Below are 15,207 nucleotides of genomic sequence, written 5' to 3' on the forward strand. Positions count from 1 at the left end.
GCCTGCTTCACCCCCCCGGCCCCGGGGCGGGCGTGGTGAGTAAGCCGCGGCTGGGCGCGGTCTTGTTCGGGCGCGGCGGCCGGGGGGGGCGCCCCCCCCCCCCCCCCCACCTCCTTGACGGCGTCCACCACGCCCCGGTAGCCGGAGCAGCGGCACAGGTTGCCGCACAGCGCCTGGCGGGTCTCCAACTCGGTGGGCGCCGGGTTGCCCTCCAGCAGGTCGTGCACGGTCATCGCCATGCCCGGCACGCAGAAGCCGCACTGGACGGCGCCGCACCGCGCGAGCGCGCGCTGCACGTCCGACGGCTGCCCGTCCTCGGCGAGGCCCTCGACCGTGCGGACCTCGGCGCCGGCCGCGGTCACGGCGGGCACCAGGCAGGACGCGACGAGCCGGCCGTCGACCTGCACGTTGCAGGCCCCGCACTCGCCCTGCGAGCAGCCGTCCTTGGCGCCCGCGAGACCGAGCCGCTCGCGCAGCACGTAGAGCAGCGACTCGCCGATCCAGGCGTCCGAGACGGGCCGGTCCACGCCGTTGACGCGCAGGACGTAGGAGGCGAGGGGGTGTTCCTCGCCCGGGGGCGGCGGCGCGTCGCCGGGGGCGGCGGCCTGCGCGGGTTCCGCGGCGGCCTCCGGACCGGACTCGCCGGTCCCGGCCGGGGTGGGCTCGGCAGGAGCCTCTGCGGGGCGCTCGGCGGCCTCTGGGGCGCCTTGGGCGTCCGTGGCGGCCTCACCGGGCGCGCCCGGTGCACGAGCGTCCTGCGGGGGCCGTGAGGCCGCTTCGGCGGAGATCTCGGCCGGCCGCTCGGACGCGGGTGCGGCGTCCCCGGAGGCGGGCGCGGCGGAACCGGGCTCCACGCGTGCGTGTGCGTCCGGCCCGGGCGCGGCCTCGGCGGGCTCCTCGTGCGGGTTCGGGGCAGGCTGCTCGGCGGGTACGGCGGGCTGGTCGTCGGCATGCGCGCCGTGCTGCCCGGGCGTGTACCCGGCCGCGGTCGGCTGCCCGGACTCGTGCCCGGCCCCGGTCGTCTCCTCGGTCGGCTCGGCGGCCTGCTGCCCCCACGGCTGACCCGTGGCCTGCGTCGCCCAGGGTGCGGGCGCGCCGCCCGGCAGCGTGGCCGGAGGGGTTCCGCCCCACTGCTCGACCAGCGACGACGTCGTGAACTCGCCCGATTCGTCCGGCAGGTCACCGTCGGCGACGGGAATCGACCACTGTCCGGTGACGTCCTGACCGGGCCCCGCCGCGACCTCCCGGCCCGGCCGGCCCGCCGCGGTCTCCGAGAAGTTCCACTGCTGGGTGGCCCCGGGGTTGTACGTGAACCTGTCGCCGTCCGTGCCCTGCGGGGCGGCGTTCGGGTCGGGCCACCGGGCGCCCTCGGCGGGCGCGCCCGCGACCGGCCAGCCGCCGGGGGCCGCGGGGTCGGTGCCCGCGGCCGAGCCGGGCGCGAACGTTATCTGCGGCGGCACATACCCGTGGCCGGGCGCGGCGAGCGGGCTGTCGGAGGAGGCCAGGAGGGCGTCGATGCCCCCTTCGGGGAGCTTGACGAAGGCGGTGGCGCCGTCGTCGTACTCGCCCTGGGGCAGCGGGTCCCAGCGGCCCGCGCCCTGGGGCGTGCTCTCTCCGTGCTGGTCGTCGGTCACGACAGCGCCCTCCCGAGTGCTCGTCGGGCCAGCGCGGCGACGGTGCGCCGCAGGTGCAGTACGGCGGGCGGATGCTGTTGCACGGACCCGTCCTCGGCCGGGACCGGGTCGGGGATGCAGGCCGCGGCGACGTACTCCCCGAAGGCGTGCAGCGCCTCCGGGACGATCGCGCGGTTGTTGTCCCAGTCGATCAGCTGGGCGACCCAGTGCTCGGCCTCCAGGGGCCTGAGCGGCATCGGCGCTATGGCGCCCACGGCGCACCTGACTCCGCGCCGCGCGGGGTCGAGGACCAGCGCGACGGACGCCATCGAACGCCCCGGGCCGGTGCGGCCGGTGGCCTTGAGGAAGACCTGCGGGGCGTGCAGCAGCGGCACGCGCACGTAGCCGATGAGTTCGCCGGCGCGCAGCATCTCCATGCCGGCCAGCAGGTGCGACACCGGGATCTCCCGGCGGGCTCCGCCCGGGCCCGCGATGATCAGGGTCGCTTCGAGGGCGGCGAGGACGGGCAGCGCGTCACCGTTCGGGGAGGCCGAGGCGATGTTGCCGCCGAGGGTGCCCGCGTTGCGGATCTGCGGCGGGCCCGCGGCGCGCGCGGCGGCCGCGAGCGCCGGGATCAGGGCCGCGAAGTCGGGGCGGCCCATACGCGCGTGCGTCAGGCCGGCGCCGAGCAGGGCGTGGCCGTCCTGGTACTGCCAGCCGCGGATCTCGCTGATCCGGCCGAGGCCGACCAGCGCGGCGGGCCTGAGCTGTCCGGAGTTGACGGCGGCCATGAGGTCGGTACCGCCCGCGACCGGAACGGCGGCGGGCATGGCGGTGAGTGCCGCCACGGCCTCGTCCAGCGTCGTGGGCAGCGTGACGGCCTGCGCCGCCTGCGGTGCGCTCGTGGTCAAACCGGCTGCCCCTTCCCGCTGCCCCACATGGTCCCACCTGTGCTGCCGTACGGTACGTGCTGACAGGGCGGACGTGGCAACTCTGGCACATCTTCGCAGGACCCGAGGACAGGGGTCCGCTAGGAGGCATTCGCCCACCTCATCGCGTAGATGGTCCGTTTTCGCACGGCATCACCGGTGCATTCCGATTGACACTCTTCGGTGACACCTTGCCGGTTTTTTTCCATTACCTGTTCGGGGGCGGGCCGTCGATCGGACGGCCGAGCACACCGGGGCGCCGCTGCCACGGCCGCGGTCCGGCCGGCGGCCGGTATGCGACTCCCAGGGCGTCAAGTCGCCCGTAATGGGCGGTCATCCGCCGCTCGAAGTCGGCGAAGTCCCGTTCCTCCGGGGCCGGCAGGCTGCTCCAGGCCACCTCGGCGAAGGCGGCGAGGCGCGGAAAGGTCTGGTAGTCCACGCGCGCGTGGTCCTCCATCACCTCGGTCCACACGTTGGCCTGCGTGCCGAGCACATGCCGGGCCTCGTCCGGCGTCAACTCCGTGGGAACGGGCTCGAACCGATAGACGTCCTCCAGGGTGCGGACGTAGCCGATGGGGACCGGCTCGTCCGCGCCTGCGTCCTGACGGTGGTCCAGGTACACCCGCTGCTCGGGGCACATGACGACGTCGTGGCCCGCGCGGGCCGCCGCGATGCCGCCCGCGTACCCACGCCAGGACGACACCGTCGCGCCCGGCGCGAGCCCGCCCTCCAGGATCTCGTCCCAGCCGATGAGCCGGCGCCCGCGCGCGGAGAGCCAGCTGTCGAAGTGGCCGATGAACCACGCCTGGAGCTCGTCCTCGTCCTTCAGCCCGAGTTCCCTGATGCGCCGTTGCGCGGTGGGTGACTGCCGCCACTGGTCCTTGAGGCATTCGTCACCCCCGACATGAATGAACTCCGAGGGGAACAGCTCCAGGACTTCCTCGAAGACGCCCTCGTAGAAGCGCAGGGTGTTGTCAGTGGGGGCGAGTACGTTCGGATTGATCCCCCAGGTGTCCCATACGGAGAGGGCGGAGGTATCGATGACGTCGGTGTTGCCGAGTTCCGGGTACGCGGCGATGGCCGCCTGCGAGTGGCCGGGTACGTCGATTTCGGGGACGACGGTGATATGCCGCTCGGCGGCGTACGCGACGATCTCGCGGATGTCGTCCTGGGTGTAGTGACCACCGTGCGGCCTGTCGTCCCACAGCGGGGACGCCCGATGGCCGAATTTGGTGCGAGCCCGCCAGGAGCCGACCTCGGTGAGCCGGGGGTACTTCTCGATGTCGATACGCCAGCCCTGGTCGTCCGTCAGGTGGAAGTGGAAGACGTTGAGTTTGTGGGCGGCCATCAGGTCGAGGTAGCGCAGGACACCGTCCTTGGGCATGAAGTGCCGGGCGACGTCGAGCATGAGGCCGCGCCAGCGGAATCGGGGGGAGTCCTCGATCGTGACGTGCGGCACGGTCCAGGTGCGGTCGCGGTCGATCGGCGCCCTGCGGTACGCGTCGGGGCCGAGGAGCTGTCGCAGCGTCTGGGCGCCCCAGAAGACGCCGGCCGCGCTGCCGCCCTCGATCAGGACGCCGCCCCTGTCGCCGGCGAGGCGGTACTCCTCGGGGCCGAGCCCGGTGTCGAGCTGGAGCCCGATGCCGTCGCCCTCGGTGTCGTCGAGCACCCTCCCCTCGCGCAACGGCAGGCCGGTGGCCTGGTGGAGGACGGTGCGCAGCCAGTGGCCGACGCCCTCCGTCCCGGTGCCGGCGTAGAGCCGGGAGCGCGCCGTCAGCCGTACCTCGCCGGAGCCGGCGACGACGCTGCGGGGCGCTGGAATGAGTTCGGTCACGTCAGTCCTTTACCGCTCCGCCCAGCCCGGAGACCAGCCGTCGCTGCACGAGTACGAAGAAGATCAGCACCGGAACCGTCATCACCGTGGACGCCGCCATCACCCCGCCCCAGTCCGGCTCGTCCGGCTTGTAGAAGACGAGCAGGGCCATCGGCAGGGTCGACTGCGAGGTGTCGCTGATGATGAAGGACTTGGCGAACAGGAAGTCGTTCCAGGCGGAGATGAAGGAGAAAACGCTGGTGGCCACGAGCCCGGGGAAGACCAGCGGGAAAAGGATCTGCCACAGGAATCGCGACCGGCTCGCCCCGTCGATGTACGCGGCCTCCTCCAGGGCCTCGGGAACCGCCTTCACAAACCCCCGCAGCATCCAGATCGCGAACGGCAGGGAGAAGGCGATGTGGGGCAGGATGAGCGAGCCCAGCGTGTTCAGTTGGCCGAAGTCCCGCATGAGGAAGAACAGCGGGATCGTGAGGGCCTCCACGGGCACCATCTGGGCCACCAGAAACATGATCAGCAGGGTGGTCCGGAACCGGAAGCGGAAGCGTGTCACCGCGGTCGCCGCGAGAAACGCGATCAACGCCGAGACGATCACGACACTGCACGCGACGACAAGGCTGTTGACGAAGTAACGGCCGAATTCGTTCTGCTCGAAGACCCGCCGGAAGGAATCCAGGGAAGGCGCCAGAGTCCACGGCCGCGGCTCGCTCGACTCGATCTCCCCGGCCGGTTTGAAGGCGCTGAGCACCATCCAGTACAGCGGAAACGCCACCACCACGGCGACCAGCACCGCGGACGCCTCCGCGAGCAGCCGCCAGGGCCGCCGTACGAGCCTCGACGGGCTCAGGGAACCCATGGAACTCACAGCTCCTCTCCCTGCCTGCGCAGCAGCCGCAGGTACCCGAGCGTCACCGCCAGCAGGATCAGCAGCATCACCACGCCGATCGCCGAGCCGAGGCTGTACTGCGAGGACGCGAAGGCCTTCTGGTAGGCGTACACGTTCAGCACGAGGTTCTGGCCCGCGATGCCGCCGCCGTTCGTCATGACGTAGATCTGTGTGAAGACCTTGAAGTCCCAGATCACCGACTGGATGGTGACGACCACCAGGATCGGCCGCAGCATCGGTGCCAGCACCGACCGCCAGATCCGCCACTGGGAGGCGCCGTCCAGCGCGGCGGCCTCCAGCACCTCGGCCGGTACGGCGCGGATGCCGGCGTAGACGGTCACCATGACGAACGGAAAGGAGCACCACACCACTTCGAGCAGGACGAGGAAGAAGGCGCTGAAACGCCCGTACGTCCAGGAGTGGTCGCCGAGCCCCAGCATCCGGTTGACCGGCCCGAAGTCCGGGTCGAACAGGAACAACCACACCGTCGACCCGGTGATGGCGGGGGTGGCCCAGGCACCCAGCGCGGCCAGCATCAGCGCCAGCCGGGGCAGCGCCCGCACGCGCGTGAGCAGCACGGCGAGCGCACACCCGACGGCGATGGTGGCCACGACGCAGGCCGCCGCGAAGACGACGGTGGCGAGCAGCACCTGCCAGAACTGGCGGTCCGCGAACAGCTCCGCGTAGTTCCCGAACCCCTGGAAGGTGGTGGGTTCACCGCCGCTGACCTGAGCCTGGGTGTACTCGAAGAACGAGATCAGCCCGAGCTGGTAGACGGGATAGACGAGCAGCCCGCCGAGGACGACAAGGGCCGGGGCGAGATACAGCCAAGGGGTGCTGACACGTGCCCCGGAGCGCGGGGAACCGCTCATCCGGCGGAGCCGAACGCGTCATCCATCTTCTGCGCCGCGTCCCTGGAAGCACCCGCGACATCCTTCTTGCCGCTGATGACCTCCTGGAACATCGTCGGCAGAACGAGAGACGAGTCGATCTCGGACCACGCGGGCGAGGCAGGCACGAACTTCGTGCCCGACGCCAGCGTCTCGGCGAACGGCTTCACGAAGGGCTCCTTTGCGGCCGCCTTCTCCCGCACGTCCCCGAACGTCGGCAGGAACCCCATCGCCTCGAACATCGAAGCCTGCGTCTCCTTGGAAGCCAGCTGCTCCATCAACTCGACCGCCAGCGTCCGGTGCGACGTGCTCTTCAGCACCCCGATGTTGTTGCCCCCGGCGAACGCCGGCGCGATGGACCCCGCCTTCGCCCCCGGCAGCGGCACGACCGCGTACTTGCCCTTCACCTTCCCGGCCTCCACCGCGGCGTGGCTGAAGTCGCCGCCGATCGCCATGCCCGCCTTGCCGGCCGCGAACGCGGTCACCGTGTCGTTGCCGCCCATGCCCGCGCACTTGGCGGCGGGACAGTTGTCGTCGGAGAAGAGGGACGTGTACGCCTTGATCCCCTTCTGGGCCGCCGCGCTGTCGATCGCCGAGGCGTACGAGTTGCCCTTGCCCGTGGCGATCTCACCGCCGTTGGCCCATACGAAGGGCATCGCGCCGTAGGTGTAGGCGCCGCCCACCACGAGCCCGTACAGCTCGGGCCTGGCGGCGCGGATCCTGCGAGCCGTCTCGGCCAACTCGGCCATGGTCCTCGGGACTTCGAGGCCGAGTTCCTCGAAGACGTCGGTCCGGTAGTACAGGGCGCGGACGCCGACGTAGAAGGGCGCACCGTAGATCTTGCCGTCCACGGTGACGGACTGCCTGGCCGTGGGGTCGGTGTCCTTCGTCTCGTTCCAGTCGCCGAACTCCTCGGTGACGTCGAGGAGTCCGCCGTCCTTCACATAGCCGGCGGTGTCGGTGTTGCCGTACTCCATCACGTCGGGCGCGGACTCGGGGTCGTTGAAGGCGGCCTTGACGCGCTGGGCGCGGGTCTCGATCGGGATGTACTCGACCTCGACCTTCGTGCCCTCGTGCTTCTTCTCGAAGGCGGCGACGACGGAGTCGACGACCTTCTCCTTCGGTTTGTTGCCGACTTCCTGGAAGAGCCAGACCCGCAGGGTGCCGGTCTTCTCGTCCTTGTCGGAGGAGGAGTTGGTGGAGGTCTGCGGGGCGCAGGCGGTGGCGACGAGGGCGGCGGCGGTGAGCGCGGCCAGTCGGGCGGCCAGCCGGACGGGGAGTGTGGCGGGGAGCTTCATGGAGTGACCCTCCAGGGCGTTGCAACATACGCAATGTGTATTTCGCTCTGCACAACACCCAGGAGGCTATGGACTACATGAACATGCCGACAAGAGGTCTCAACCACTTCGTGACACAACAAAGGCCCCCGGGGCGCGCTCAAACGCACCCGGGGGCCTCGGAAGGAAGCTCAGGCCGAAGGCAGGACTACTTCTTGTCGCCGCCCTTGCCCTTGTCGTCGCCGCCCGCGCCCATGGACTCGTAGATCTCCTTGCACATGGGACACACGGGGTACTTCTTCGGGTCGCGACCAGGCACCCAGACCTTGCCGCAGAGCGCCACGACGGGGGTGCCGTCGAGGGCGCTCGCCATGATCTTGTCCTTCTGGACGTAGTGGGCGAAGCGCTCGTGGTCGCCGTCACCGTGGGACACCTGTGGCGTCGGCTCTACGAGGGTCCCCGTACCAGTCCCGCGCTCGGGCTCGAGAGTGCTCATAACGCCAAGAGTACTGAAGCTCACATGTTTCAGTTGAGCGAAGGGTCGTCCGGATAGGTGGCCACCATCGCGAGCTCATTGCGCTGGCGGCGCAGCACCTCGCGCCACAGCCGTTCCGGGGACGGTGACGAGACATCGCCCGGCTCGGACTCGACGACGTACCAGGCGCCCTCCACCAGCTCGTCCTCCAGCTGGCCGGGGCCCCAGCCGGCGTACCCGGCGAAGATTCTCAGACTGCCCACGGCCGAGGCGAGCAGCTCCGGCGGCGCCTCCAGGTCCACGAGCCCGATCGCACCGTGCACCCGGCGCCAGCCCAGCGGGGCGCTCTCGCCGTTGGCGTCACCGGGGATGACGGCGACGCCGAGCGCCGAGTCGAGGGACACCGGGCCGCCCTGGAAGACGACGCCGGGTTCGCCGGCGAGATCCGCCCAGCCCTCCAGGATGTCGCCCACGTCCACGGGGGTCGGACGGTTGAGGACGACACCGAGGGAGCCCTCCTCGTCGTGGTCGAGAAGGAGCACCACCGCGCGGTCGAAGTTCGGGTCCGCCAGGGCGGGCGTTGCCACGAGCAGCCGCCCTGTGAGCGAGGACACCTCGGTCATGCCAGACATGATCCCGCATCTTCCCTTCGTGTGGGGAGGCAATGCCGGTTCGGGAGTGAACGCAGCTCAGGGCGGAAAGAAGCGTCCCCGGGCGCACGTGGGCGGTGGTGACCGTTCGTGCCCGACGGCGAACGGTTCGTGTTGTGACAGAGCTATGACGTTCCTGAGCCGTCCTCGGGCTTACAGAAGGGGGGTCGGCGGCGATTACCCTTTCCCTCCTGGCCCCTGCCCAACTCATCGGAACGCGAGATACATGACCGTCAACGACGATGTCCTGCTTGTCCACGGCGGAACCCCGCTGGAGGGCGAGATCCGTGTCCGCGGTGCGAAGAACCTCGTACCGAAGGCAATGGTCGCCGCTCTGCTGGGCGGCGAGCCGAGTCGACTGCGCAACGTGCCGGACATCCGTGACGTGCGTGTCGTACGCGGTCTGCTGCAGCTGCACGGGGTGACGGTCCGCCCGGGTGAGGAACCCGGCGAGTTGGTGATGGACCCGTCGCACGTGGAGAGCGCGAACGTCGCTGACATCGATGCCCACGCGGGTTCGAGCCGCATCCCGATCCTGTTCTGCGGCCCCCTTCTGCACCGCCTCGGCCACGCCTTCATCCCCGGTCTCGGCGGCTGCGACATCGGCGGCCGGCCCATCGACTTCCACTTCGAGGTGCTGCGGCAGTTCGGCGCGCGGATCGAGAAGCGGGCGGACGGGCAGTACCTGGAGGCGCCGCAGCGGCTGCGCGGCACGAAGATCCGACTGCCGTACCCGTCCGTCGGCGCGACCGAGCAGGTGCTGCTGACGGCCGTCCTCGCGGAGGGCGTCACCGAGCTCTCGAACGCGGCCGTCGAGCCCGAGATCGAGGACCTCATCTGCGTCCTGCAGAAGATGGGCGCCATCATCGCGATGGACACCGACCGCACGATCCGCATCACCGGTGTGGACAAGCTCGGCGGTTACACCCACCGCGCGCTTCCGGACCGCCTGGAGGCCGCCTCGTGGGCGTCCGCGGCGCTCGCGACCGAGGGCAACATCTACGTCCGGGGCGCCCAGCAGCGCTCGATGATGACGTTCCTCAACACCTACCGGAAGGTGGGCGGTGCCTTCGAGATCGACGACGAGGGCATCCGTTTCTGGCACCCCGGTGGCCAGTTGAAGTCCATCGCGCTCGAGACGGACGTGCACCCGGGCTTCCAGACCGACTGGCAGCAGCCGCTGGTGGTGGCCCTGACGCAGGCCACCGGCCTCTCGATCATCCACGAGACGGTCTACGAGTCCCGCCTCGGCTTCACCTCCGCGCTGAACCAGATGGGCGCCCACATCCAGCTCTACCGCGAGTGCCTCGGCAGCTCCGACTGCCGCTTCGGCCAGCGCAACTTCCTGCACTCCGCGGTCGTCTCGGGCCCCACCAAGCTCCAGGGCGCCGACCTCGTCATCCCCGACCTCCGCGGCGGCTTCTCGTACCTCATCGCGGCCCTGGCGGCCCAGGGCACGTCCCGGGTCCACGGCATCGACCTGATCAACCGGGGCTACGAGAACTTCATGGAGAAGCTCGTGGAGCTGGGCGCGAAGGTGGAGTTGCCGGGCAAGGCGCTCGGCTGACGTTGCCGAAACGCCGCTGGGGCGGCCACCCGAGTTCGGGTGGCCGCCCCAGCGGCGTTCAGTGCAGCGCCCCATAAGGGCGCGGGACTCAGTCCATATGCGGCTCTGCCGCGCGGGCGCGACCAGCCACAACGGACTGGCAGACGCGAACGGCGCTCAGACACCACGGCGCTCAGACACCACGGCGCTCAGTCCCCGGCGCTCAAAGCGGAGCGCTTACTTGCCCTTCGCGGCTTCCTTGAGCTTGGAGCCCGCGGAGACCTTCACGCTGTAGCCGGCCGGGATCTGGATCGGGTCGCCGGTCTGCGGGTTGCGCGCGGTGCGAGCGGCACGGTGGGTGCGCTCGAAGGTCAGGAAGCCGGGGATGGTGACCTTCTCGTCGCCCTTGGAGACGATGTCGCCGACGACCTCGGCGAAAGCGGCCAGCACGGCGTCGGCGTCCTTGCGGGTCACCTCGGCGCGGTCGGCCAGCGCGGCCACCAGCTCACTGCGGTTCATGTTGTTACTCCCGTGTTCATTTGCCTTGAGGCGTGCCACGCGGCGGAGCCGCATGTCGGGCACAGCGATGTCGATGCTGCCAGGGTCCTCGGTGAGACCCGGGACCCGGGTCCGTCGTCAGACCCTCGCGCCCAGAGACGCATCCTGCCCCTACCTGCTGCGGGAAAGCCAATCCGGCACCCGGAGGAGTCGTGAGAACACCCTTGGGAGTCACACGAAGAGAGGGCCTGAGGGCCTGAAAGCTTGGCCGTCACCATAAACGGCGGTCACAGGCCCTTGGTTCCACGACGCGCCGTTACAAGGGCTTGCCGTGGCGATCCTCACAGCCCACACACACTTCCCGGGGCTGTGAGGCACCGATTCCAGGCGATTGTCCAGGTGATTACTCGACCGGCGTCGCCGCGGACGCCGACTTCGCCGCCTCCCGCACCGCACCGGCGACCGCGCCCGCGACCTTGTCGTTGAACACGCTCGGGATGATGTAGTTCGGGTTCAGCTCGTCCTCGGTCACCACGTCCGCCAGCGCCTTCGCGGCCGCGAGCATCATGTCGGTGTTGACCGTGCGGGACTGCGCGTCCAGCAGACCGCGGAAGACGCCCGGGAAGACCAGCACGTTGTTGATCTGGTTCGGGAAGTCGGAGCGGCCCGTGGCCACAACTGCCGCCGTCTGACGGGCGATTGCCGGGTCGACCTCGGGGTCCGGGTTCGCGAGCGCGAACACGATGGCGTCGTCGGCCATGGCGGCCACGTCGTCGCCGTCGATGACGTTCGGGGCCGAGACGCCGATGAAGACGTCGGCGCCGCGCACGGCCTCCTTCAGCGTGCCGGTCAGGCCCTCGGGGTTGGTGTTGTCCGCGATCCAGCGCAGCGGCGAGTCGGCGGGAGCCTCCCGCAGGTCCTCCCGGCCGGCGTGCACGACACCGTGGATGTCGGCGACGACGGCGTTCTTCACGCCCGCCGCGAGCAGCAGCTTGAGGATGGCCGTACCGGCCGCGCCGGCGCCGGACATGACGACGCGGATGTTCTCAATTGCCTTGCTCGCCACGCGAAGTGCGTTGGTGAGGGCGGCGAGCACGACGATCGCCGTGCCGTGCTGGTCGTCGTGGAAGACGGGGATGTCGAGGGCCTCGCGCAGCCGCGCCTCGATCTCGAAGCAGCGCGGGGCGGAGATGTCCTCCAGGTTGATGCCCGCGAAGCCCGGGGCGATCGCCTTGACGATCTCGACGATCGCGTCGGTGTCCTGGGTGTCGAGGCAGATCGGCCAGGCGTCGATGCCGGCGAACCGCTTGAAGAGGGCCGCCTTGCCCTCCATGACGGGCAGCGCGGCCTTCGGGCCGATGTTGCCGAGGCCCAGCACCGCGGAGCCGTCCGTCACAACCGCAACGGAGTTGCGCTTGATCGTCAGGCGGCGGGCGTCCTCGGGGTTCTCGGCGATCGCCATGCAGACGCGGGCCACACCCGGCGTGTAGACCATGGACAGGTCGTCGCGGTTGCGGATGGGGTGCTTCGACGCCATCTCGATCTTGCCGCCGAGGTGCATGAGGAAGGTACGGTCCGAGACCTTGCCCAGCGTGACGCCCTCGATGCCGCGCAGCTGCTCGACGATCTCGTCGGCGTGCGCGGTGGAGGTGGCGGCGATGGTGACGTCGATCCGGAGCTTCTCGTGCCCGGAGGCGGTGACGTCGAGGCCGGTGACCGAGCCTCCGTGGGACTCGACGGCCGTGGTGAGCTGGGAGACCGCGGTTCCGCTCGCGGGCACCTCCAGCCGGACCGTCATCGAGTAGGAGACGCTGGGCGCCGTTGCCATGGCCGACTTCCTCTGCTTTCACCGTGTGTCGCTGGTATGCCGTCCGATCGTCGCACCTACCGCTGAGTAGGAGTTAGCCGGGCTTGAATTGCGAACGTATTGTTCGCCACGTCCTTGCAAGAAAAGAGGCCCACGTCACATCGTGACGTGGGCCTCTTCAACGTTCATGACACCGACCCGCCATGCTCGCCTCGCGGCAAGTGGTCGCTCGTAGCGACGAAGGTTGGGCCCGGGGGCTTGGATCGAGCCGGTGCCACACCCAGGCTAACAAACAGATCCCGTAAGGCCATTCCCGTACCGCGAGTTCATTTCCGGGCCGTCCGCAGTGCCCCCGTTCGGCCCCCGGTCAGTCCCTCAGCAGGTCCGGCACCCCGGTGGCGTCCGGCTCGTCCCGCTCCCCCGACACCACCGTCAGCTGCTGGGTGGCCCGGGTCAGCGCGACGTACAGCACACGCAGGCCGGCCGGTGACTCGTCCGCGATCTCCGCCGGGGAGACGACGATCGTGGCGTCGTACTCCAGGCCCTTCGCCTCCAGGCTGCCGAGCGCCACGACCCGGTCGCCGAGCCCGGCGAGCCACTTGGCCGCCTCCTCGCGCCGCTGCATGGCGACGACGACGCCGACCGTGCCGTCGACCTGCTCCAGCAGCCGGGCGGCCTCGTCACGGACGGTCTGCGCCAGCGAGTCCCGTACGACCGTGAAGCGAGGCTCGACTCCGGTGGAGCGGACCGCCGACGGGGCCGTGGAGCCCGGCATGGCGAGGGCCAGCACCTTCGCCGCGAGCTCGGCGATCTCGGCCGGGTTGCGGTAGTTCACGGTGAGCTGGAAGCGGCGGCGGGGGCGGGTGCCGAGGGCCTCGTCGCGGGCCTCGGCCGCCTCGTCGACGTCGGACCAGGACGACTGGGCCGGGTCGCCGACGATCGTCCAGGTCGCGTGGCGGCCCCGGCGGCCGACCATCCGCCACTGCATCGGCGTGAGGTCCTGGGCCTCGTCGACGATGACGTGGGCGTATTCGGTGCGCTCGGCCGCCAGCCGCTCGGCGCGCTCGCGCTGCGACTCATCGCGCACCGGCATCAGCTCCTCCAGGCCGGTGAGCTGGTCGAGCGGGTCCAGTTCGCGCTTCTTCTTCGGGCGGGCCGGGACGCCGAGGATCGCCTGGAGCTCGTCGAGCATGGCGATGTCGTGCACGGAGAGGCCGTCCCGCTTGAGGGAGCGGGCCACCTTGCGGATCTCGCCGGGGTTGAGGATCCGGCGGGCCCAGCGGCCGAGGCGGCGCTCGTCCGCCATCGCCGCCAGGACGGCCTTCGGGGTCAGCTCGGGCCACCAGGCGTCGAGGAAGGCGATGAAGCTGTCCTCCGTGGTGACGTCCTCGTCGAAGGAGGAGCGCAGCTCGGCGGCGAGTTCCGGGTCGGTGTGCCGGGAGGCGCCGCCCGACTTCGCCCACAGGGCGTCGAGCAGCAGCTTGCGGGCGCGCGGGCGCAGCAGGTTCACGGGGGCGGTGCCGCCGAGGGCGGTGCGGCGGATCCGCTCCAGCTCAGCGGCCTCCAGTTCGAGCCGGCGCCCGAAGGCGACCACGCGCAGCCGGGTGGGCGGCCCGGCGGGGGTCCGCACGGGCACGTCGGCATCGGCGTCGTCGTCGCCGAAGGCGAGCTGCCCCGTGTCGCCGGAGGCGGGCCGGCCGGGAGCGGCCCCGCCGCCCGGCCCCAGCTCCAGCGCGCCCCGCGCCGCCTTCCGCAGCACCTTGAGCATGCGGTACGAGCCCTTGGCGCGGGCCGTGGACGGGGAGTCGTACAGCGTGGCCTCGGCGCCGTCGACGAGCGAGCCGATCGCCCGGATGGCGACCTGGCCCTCCTCGCCCAGCGACGGGAGCACGCCCTCGGTGTACGCCACCAGCAGCGGGGTCGGCGAGACGATCAGGATGCCGCCCGCGTAGCGGCGCCGGTCCTGGTAGAGGAGGTAGGCGGCGCGATGCAGCGCCACGGCCGTCTTCCCTGTGCCCGGCCCGCCTTCGACGTACGTCACCGAGGCGGCGGGGGCGCGGATCACCAGGTCCTGCTCGGCCTGGATGGACGCGACGATGTCCCGCATGGTGTGGGTGCGGGCCTGGCCGAGGGCGGCCATGAGGGCACCGTCGCCGATGACCGGCAGCTCGTGGCCGCCGAGGAAGGCCTTGAGCTCGGGGCGCATCAGGTCGTCCTCGACGCCGAGCACCTTGCGGCCCTTGGAGCGGATGACCCGGCGCCGTACGACCCGCCCCGGATCGACCGGGGTGGAGCGGTAGAAGGGCGCCGCGGCCGGGGCCCGCCAGTCGATGACGAGCGGGGCGTAGTCCTGGTCGAGTACACCGATGCGGCCGATGTGCAGGGTCTCGGCGATGTCGGCGGTGTTGTCGTCGCGCACCGCGCCCTCGGCGGGCTCGACGGCGGTGTAGGCGCCGTCCGGTCCCTTCTTGCCGTCCTTGCCGAGCAGCAGGTCGATACGGCCGAAGAGGAAGTCCTCGAACTCGTTGTTGAGCCGGTTGAGGTGCACGCCCGCCCGGAAGACCTGCGCGTCCCGCTCGGCGAGCGCGCCGGGCGTGCCGACCTGGCCGCGCTTGGCCGCGTCGTTCATCAGGAACTCGGCCTCGTGGATCTTCTCCTCGAGGCGCCGGTACACCCGGTCCAGGTGTTCCTGTTCGACGCTGATCTCTCGGTCTCTCAGAGAGTCTTCGAGCGCGGTTTCCTGTTGAGCCTGAGCGGCCACCGGGCCCCCTTCTGACGTGCTGGGCAGCCGTCAACCGTACGCGA

General features: G+C 70.6%; 12 protein-coding genes. 1 reads left to right on the plus strand and 11 read right to left on the minus strand.

Annotated features, from left to right (window positions below; translation table 11 throughout):
- The 8 genes from ACIBAG_RS43165 to ACIBAG_RS43200 all read right to left on the minus strand — a co-directional run.
- On the minus strand, positions 1 to 1,634 hold a 1,634-nt coding region (locus tag ACIBAG_RS43165; RefSeq protein ID WP_399113304.1), incomplete at its 3' end, for a 2Fe-2S iron-sulfur cluster-binding protein.
- Positions 1,631 to 2,524 carry an FAD binding domain-containing protein gene (locus tag ACIBAG_RS43170; RefSeq protein ID WP_399113305.1) on the minus strand — a complete coding sequence of 298 codons (894 nt, stop codon included), beginning with the start codon at positions 2,522 to 2,524 and terminating at the stop codon, positions 1,631 to 1,633. The genes ACIBAG_RS43170 and ACIBAG_RS43165, both read right to left, overlap by 4 nt.
- Before the next feature lie 226 nt (positions 2,525 to 2,750).
- Positions 2,751 to 4,376: a beta-N-acetylhexosaminidase gene (locus ACIBAG_RS43175; RefSeq protein WP_399113307.1), complete on the minus strand. Its 1,626-nt coding sequence runs from the start codon at positions 4,374 to 4,376 to the stop codon at positions 2,751 to 2,753.
- 1 nt (position 4,377) lies between these two features.
- Positions 4,378 to 5,229, minus strand: coding sequence for a carbohydrate ABC transporter permease (locus tag ACIBAG_RS43180; protein WP_399113309.1), 852 nt, complete (start codon positions 5,227 to 5,229; stop codon positions 4,378 to 4,380).
- A 5-nt stretch (positions 5,230 to 5,234) separates the two neighbouring features.
- The gene (locus ACIBAG_RS43185; RefSeq protein WP_399113311.1) at positions 5,235 to 6,131 is read right to left on the minus strand and encodes a carbohydrate ABC transporter permease; all 897 of its coding nucleotides are present in this window, start codon (positions 6,129 to 6,131) and stop codon (positions 5,235 to 5,237) included.
- Positions 6,128 to 7,447 carry an extracellular solute-binding protein gene (locus ACIBAG_RS43190; protein ID WP_399113312.1) on the minus strand — a complete coding sequence of 440 codons (1,320 nt, stop codon included), beginning with the start codon at positions 7,445 to 7,447 and terminating at the stop codon, positions 6,128 to 6,130. The genes ACIBAG_RS43185 and ACIBAG_RS43190 overlap by 4 nt, the downstream gene beginning before the upstream one ends.
- 187 nt (positions 7,448 to 7,634) lie before the next feature.
- Entirely contained in the window at positions 7,635 to 7,922 is a 288-nt protein-coding gene (locus tag ACIBAG_RS43195; protein ID WP_031478284.1) for a DUF3039 domain-containing protein, read from the minus strand.
- A 29-nt stretch (positions 7,923 to 7,951) separates the two neighbouring features.
- Positions 7,952 to 8,524, minus strand: coding sequence for a YqgE/AlgH family protein (locus tag ACIBAG_RS43200; protein WP_030054423.1), 573 nt, complete (start codon positions 8,522 to 8,524; stop codon positions 7,952 to 7,954).
- Positions 8,525 to 8,777: 253 nt separating this feature from the next.
- Here ACIBAG_RS43200 and murA point away from each other — a divergent pair, with 253 nt between their 5' ends.
- Positions 8,778 to 10,118: a UDP-N-acetylglucosamine 1-carboxyvinyltransferase gene (gene murA, locus ACIBAG_RS43205; RefSeq protein WP_399113315.1), complete on the plus strand. Its 1,341-nt coding sequence runs from the start codon at positions 8,778 to 8,780 to the stop codon at positions 10,116 to 10,118.
- 216 nt (positions 10,119 to 10,334) lie between these two features.
- On the opposite strand, the gene ACIBAG_RS43210 is transcribed toward murA, so the two are convergent.
- The 3 genes from ACIBAG_RS43210 to ACIBAG_RS43220 all read right to left on the minus strand — a co-directional run bounded on the left by ACIBAG_RS43210 (position 10,335) and on the right by ACIBAG_RS43220 (position 15,163).
- On the minus strand, positions 10,335 to 10,616 hold the full coding sequence (locus ACIBAG_RS43210) for an HU family DNA-binding protein (protein ID WP_004000874.1): 282 nt from the start codon (positions 10,614 to 10,616) through the stop codon (positions 10,335 to 10,337).
- A 382-nt stretch (positions 10,617 to 10,998) separates the two neighbouring features.
- Positions 10,999 to 12,423, minus strand: coding sequence for an NAD-dependent malic enzyme (locus ACIBAG_RS43215; protein ID WP_399113317.1), 1,425 nt, complete (start codon positions 12,421 to 12,423; stop codon positions 10,999 to 11,001).
- Positions 12,424 to 12,769: 346 nt separating this feature from the next.
- Positions 12,770 to 15,163 (minus strand): HelD family protein, encoded by a 2,394-nt coding sequence (locus ACIBAG_RS43220; protein ID WP_399113318.1) that lies wholly within the window; start codon positions 15,161 to 15,163, stop codon positions 12,770 to 12,772.
- Between the last annotated feature and the right edge of the window lie 44 nt (positions 15,164 to 15,207).

Origin of the sequence: Streptomyces sp. NPDC051243, assembly GCF_044455405.1 — a bacterium.
Lineage (GTDB): Bacteria > Actinomycetota > Actinomycetes > Streptomycetales > Streptomycetaceae > Streptomyces.

Excerpts from the sequence above, each read along its gene's own strand:
- ACIBAG_RS43200 (WP_030054423.1), bottom strand. The coding sequence starts at position 8,524 with ATGACCGAGGTGTCCTCGCTCACAGGGCGGCTGCTCGTGGCAACGCCC.
- ACIBAG_RS43190 (WP_399113312.1), bottom strand. The coding sequence starts at position 7,447 with ATGAAGCTCCCCGCCACACTCCCCGTCCGGCTGGCCGCCCGACTGGCC.
- ACIBAG_RS43180 (WP_399113309.1), bottom strand. The coding sequence starts at position 5,229 with ATGGGTTCCCTGAGCCCGTCGAGGCTCGTACGGCGGCCCTGGCGGCTG.
- ACIBAG_RS43195 (WP_031478284.1), bottom strand. The coding sequence starts at position 7,922 with ATGAGCACTCTCGAGCCCGAGCGCGGGACTGGTACGGGGACCCTCGTA.
- ACIBAG_RS43185 (WP_399113311.1), bottom strand. The coding sequence starts at position 6,131 with ATGAGCGGTTCCCCGCGCTCCGGGGCACGTGTCAGCACCCCTTGGCTG.
- ACIBAG_RS43215 (WP_399113317.1), bottom strand. The coding sequence starts at position 12,423 with ATGGCAACGGCGCCCAGCGTCTCCTACTCGATGACGGTCCGGCTGGAG.
- ACIBAG_RS43210 (WP_004000874.1), bottom strand. The coding sequence starts at position 10,616 with ATGAACCGCAGTGAGCTGGTGGCCGCGCTGGCCGACCGCGCCGAGGTG.
- murA (WP_399113315.1), top strand. The coding sequence starts at position 8,778 with ATGACCGTCAACGACGATGTCCTGCTTGTCCACGGCGGAACCCCGCTG.